Genomic DNA, 4,240 nt, shown 5'->3' with positions numbered 1-4,240 from the left:
CGATCGCTACGACTCGACCTACATCGCCAACTACACGAACATCTACGTGCTCGATGCGTTGAAACGCATCCCCGGCGCCAATCAGTCGAGCATCTTCGGCAACCCCGACTACGCGATGCGCATCTGGCTCAAGCCCGACCGCATGGCGCAACTCGGCGTGACCGCGTCCGACGTGCAGAAGGCCGTCTCGAACCAGAACCAGCAATTCGCGGTCGGCAGCATCGGGCAATCGCCGACGGGCGCGCCGGTCGAGCAGTCGTTCGCGGTCACGACGACCGGCCGACTCGCCGACCCCACAGAGTTCGACAACATCATCATCCGTGCGTCGAGCGGCGGCGCGGCGATCGTGCGGCTGAAGGACATCGGCCGCGCGGAACTCGGCCGCAAGGATTATTCGATCCGCAGCAAGTTCCAGGGCAAGCCCGCGACGGTGCTCGCCGTCTACCAGCAGCCGGGCGCCAACGCGCTCGACGTCTCGAAGCAAGTGCGCAAGTCGCTCGAGGAGTTGAAGAAGTCGTTCCCCGAGGGCCTCGACTACAGCATCGCGATGGACACGACCGAGTTCACCCGGGCGTCGATCTCGGATGTCGTGCATACGTTCTTCGAAGCGGTCGTGCTGGTCGTGATCGTCGTGTTCGTGTTCCTGCAGAGCCTGCGCGCCACGCTGATTCCGGTGCTCGCGGTGCCGGTATCGATCGTCGGCACGTTCATGGGCATGATGGCGCTCGGTTTCTCGATCAACATGTTGACCCTCTTCGGCATGGTGCTCGCGATCGGCATCGTGGTGGACGACGCGATCGTCGTGATCGAGAACGTCGAGCGGAACATGAACGTGCACAAGCTCAATCCGAAGGACGCGGCCAAGCGCGCGATGGACGAAGTCGCGGGCCCGGTGGTCGCGATCGTGCTCGTGCTCTGCGCGGTGTTCGTGCCGGTGGCGTTCCTGAGCGGCATCACGGGACAGCTCTACAAGCAGTTCGCCATCACCATCGCGATCTCGGTGGTGATCTCGGGCCTCGTCGCGCTGACGCTTTCGCCCGCGCTCGCGTCGTTGCTGCTCAAGCCCGGGCACCACGAAAAGAAAGGCTTCTTCCGATGGTTCGACAACGCCTTCGAGCGGATGACGCACGGCTACACGCGCATGGTCAAGCTCGTCATCAAGCGTTTCCTGGTGGCGCTGCTGCTGTTCGCGGGGATGATCGGGCTCTCGGTCGTCATGATGAAAGCGGTCCCGACTGCGTTCCTGCCGCCCGAGGATCAGGGCTATCTGCTCGGGGCGGTCATCATGCCGGATGCGGCGAGCCTCGATCGCACCGGCGAAGTCTCGCAGCACGTCACGGACTATTTCATGAAGCAGCCGGCGGTGAGCAGCGTCACCGTCGTCGATGGCTTCAGCCTGCTCGACAGCCAGAACAAGAACAACGCGAGCGCGTTCTTCATCGGCTTCAAGAGTTTCGACGAGCGCTATGAGTCCAAGAATATCCGGACCCAGAACGCGCGCGCCGTGCTGCTCGGCGCCTACGCGGAACTCTCGAAGGTGAAGGAGGGGATCATCCTGCCGGTCAATCCACCGTCGATTCCCGGACTCGGCACGACCGGCGGCACGGAAATGTGGATTCAGAGCAAGGGCGACGCCACGATCCCCCAACTCGCCGGCGTCGTGAACCAGTTCCTCGCGAAAACCCAGCAGCGGCCCGAACTGGCGCGCGTCACCTCGACCTTCAACGCGTCGTCGCAGCAACTGTTGGTGAACGTGGATCGCGACAAGGCGGAGACGCTCGGTATCCCGATCGAGGAGGTGTACAGCGCGATGCAGACGATGTTCGGTTCGCTCTACGTCTCGCAGTTCAACCGCTCGAGCCGGCTGTGGCAGGTGATCCTCCAGGCAGAACCGACGTACCGGATGAAGCCGCAGGATCTCGAGCAGATTTTCGTGCGGGGCAAGTCCGGCGACATGGTGCCGCTCAAGTCCGTCGTGACCACCAAGTACGTGACGGGGCCGGATCTCGTCACGCGCTTCAACAATTTTCCGGCGGTCAAGATCACGGCCAACGCGGCGCCGGGGTACAGCTCGGGGCAGGTGCTGTCCGCGCTGGAAGAAACCGCCGACGAGGTGATGCCGGCCGACTACGGCCTCGGCTGGAGCGGCGAGGCCTACGAGGCCAAGACGGCGAGCGGCACGTCGAGCCTCGTGTTCATCTTCGGCCTGATCATGGTGTTCCTGATCCTCGCCGCGCAGTACGAGAAGTGGAGCCTGCCGATCGGCGTGCTGCTCGCGGTGCCGTTCGCGCTCTTCGGCGCGCTGCTCGCGGTGCTGCTGCGCGGGCTGGAAAACGACGTCTACTTCCAGATCGGCCTGACGATGCTGGTCGCGCTCGCCGCGAAGAACGCCATCCTGATCTTCGAGTTCGCGGTGCTGAACCGCGAGTCGGGCGAGACGGTCTACGACGCCGCCGTCACCGCGGCAAGCGAACGGCTGCGTCCGATCGTGATGACGTCGCTCGCGTTCATCCTCGGCTGCGTGCCGCTCGCGATCGCGACGGGCGCGTCGGCGAACAGCCGCCATTCGATCGGCACGGGCGTGATCGGCGGGATGCTCGGCGCAACGGTCATCGCCGTGTTCTTCATCCCGATGTTCTATTACGTGCTCGAAACGATGTCGGAGAAGAAGGGCGGCAAGAAGACGCCAGGTGCCGGGGCGGCTCCCGCTGGCACTGCGCATGACGCGAAGCCGCCGGGCACCGCTTCAGGCGGCCCGACGGTCACGCCATCCGCACGACGCGAGGACGACTGACATGCGCGCCTCCGCTCTCGTCTCCACCGGTTCGCTCGCTGCGCTGCTCGCCTTGAGCGGATGCCTGCTCGGGCCGAACTACGAACGCCCGGCGGTCGACACGCCGGCCGCCTTCCGCTTCGCAGGTCCCGATGCGAAGGACATCGTCGATACGGCTTGGTGGGAGCAGTTCCAGGACCCCGCGCTCAACGAGCTGATCGGCATCGCGCTCGCGGAGAACAAGGACGTCAAGATCGCTGCTGCGCGCGTCGAACAGTTTCTCGGTCAGTTCCAGACGACGCGTTCGCAACTTTTCCCGCAGGCCGCCGCCGGTTTCGATGCCGAGCGTCAGCGCCTGCCGCTCGGCTCGACCGCGTTGCCGCAGGGCGTCGGGCCGGTGTTCAATCAGTTCTCGGCGACGCTCTCCGCGTCCTGGGAAATCGATGTCTTCGGCAAGCTGCGGCGTCAGACCGAGTCCGCGCGCGCGAACCTGCTTGCAAGCGAAGAGGGGCGTCGCGCGACGATTCTGACGCTGGTGGCATCGGTGGCGACGTCGTATATCAATCTGGTGTCGCTCGACCGGCAACTGGAGATCGCGAAGGCCACGACAGCGAGCCGCGCCGATTCGGTGAAAGTGTTCAGCCTGCGCTTCAAGTACGGCCAGGTCTCGCAAATGGAGCTGTCGCAGAGCCAGTCCGAATACGAATCGTCGCTGGCAACGATCCCCCAGATCGAACAGCAGATCGCGCAGCAGGAAAATTCGCTGTCGATCCTGCTCGGCCGCAACCCGCAGTCGATCACGCGAGACCGCGAAATCGACGACCTCGCGCTGCCCGCCGTGCCGGCGGGCCTGCCGTCGGAACTGCTCACGCGCCGTCCCGACCTGCGGCAGGCCGAGCAGAACCTGATCGCGGCCAACGCGCTGATCGGCGCGGCGCGGGCGCTCTACTTCCCGTCGATTTCACTGACGGGCCTCTTCGGCACCGCGAGCAGTCAGTTCTCGAACCTCTTCACGGGGCCGGCGCGCGTGTGGTCGTACGCAGGCTCGGTGACGATGCCGATTTTCACGGCGGGCAACATCGCCGGTCAGGTGAAGCAGGCCGAGGCGCAGCAGCAACAGGCGCTCTTTTCCTATCAAAAGGCGATTCAGGTCGCGTTCCAGGAAGTCGACGATTCGCTGATCGGGCTGCAGAAATCGCGCGAGGTGCTCGTCGTGCAGGGCCGCGAGGTCGATGCGCTGCGGACCTACGCGCGGCTCGCGCGGCTGAGGTATGAAGGCGGCTACACGAGTTACATCGAAGTGCTCGACGCCGAGCGCAGCCTCTTCAACTCGCAGCTGAACTACACGCAGACGCAGGGCACGGTGTTCAACTCGATGGTGACGCTCTACAAGTCGATGGGCGGCGGCTGGGTGACGAACGCCGAGCGCATGACCGCGACGATGTACGGCGCGAACGGCGGCCCGGT

The 4,240-nt window shown here is 64.8% G+C and carries 2 protein-coding genes; both read left to right on the top strand.

Going from position 1 to position 4,240, the window contains the following annotated elements:
• Window positions 1-2,794 (top strand): efflux RND transporter permease subunit (locus tag AWB65_RS34275; RefSeq protein WP_087671194.1); only part of this gene is annotated, 2,794 nt, incomplete at its 5' end.
• 1 nt (window position 2,795) lies between these two features.
• Window positions 2,796-4,240, top strand: a 1,445-nt coding sequence (locus tag AWB65_RS34270) for an efflux transporter outer membrane subunit (RefSeq protein ID WP_125474297.1), incomplete at its 3' end; no start/stop codon positions are given.

This window comes from Caballeronia humi, from assembly GCF_001544475.1.
In the GTDB taxonomy this organism is placed as follows: Bacteria; Pseudomonadota; Gammaproteobacteria; order Burkholderiales; family Burkholderiaceae; genus Caballeronia; species Caballeronia humi.
Note: the sequence above shows the minus strand (reverse complement) of the source record. Positions and strands in the feature narration are given on the sequence as shown.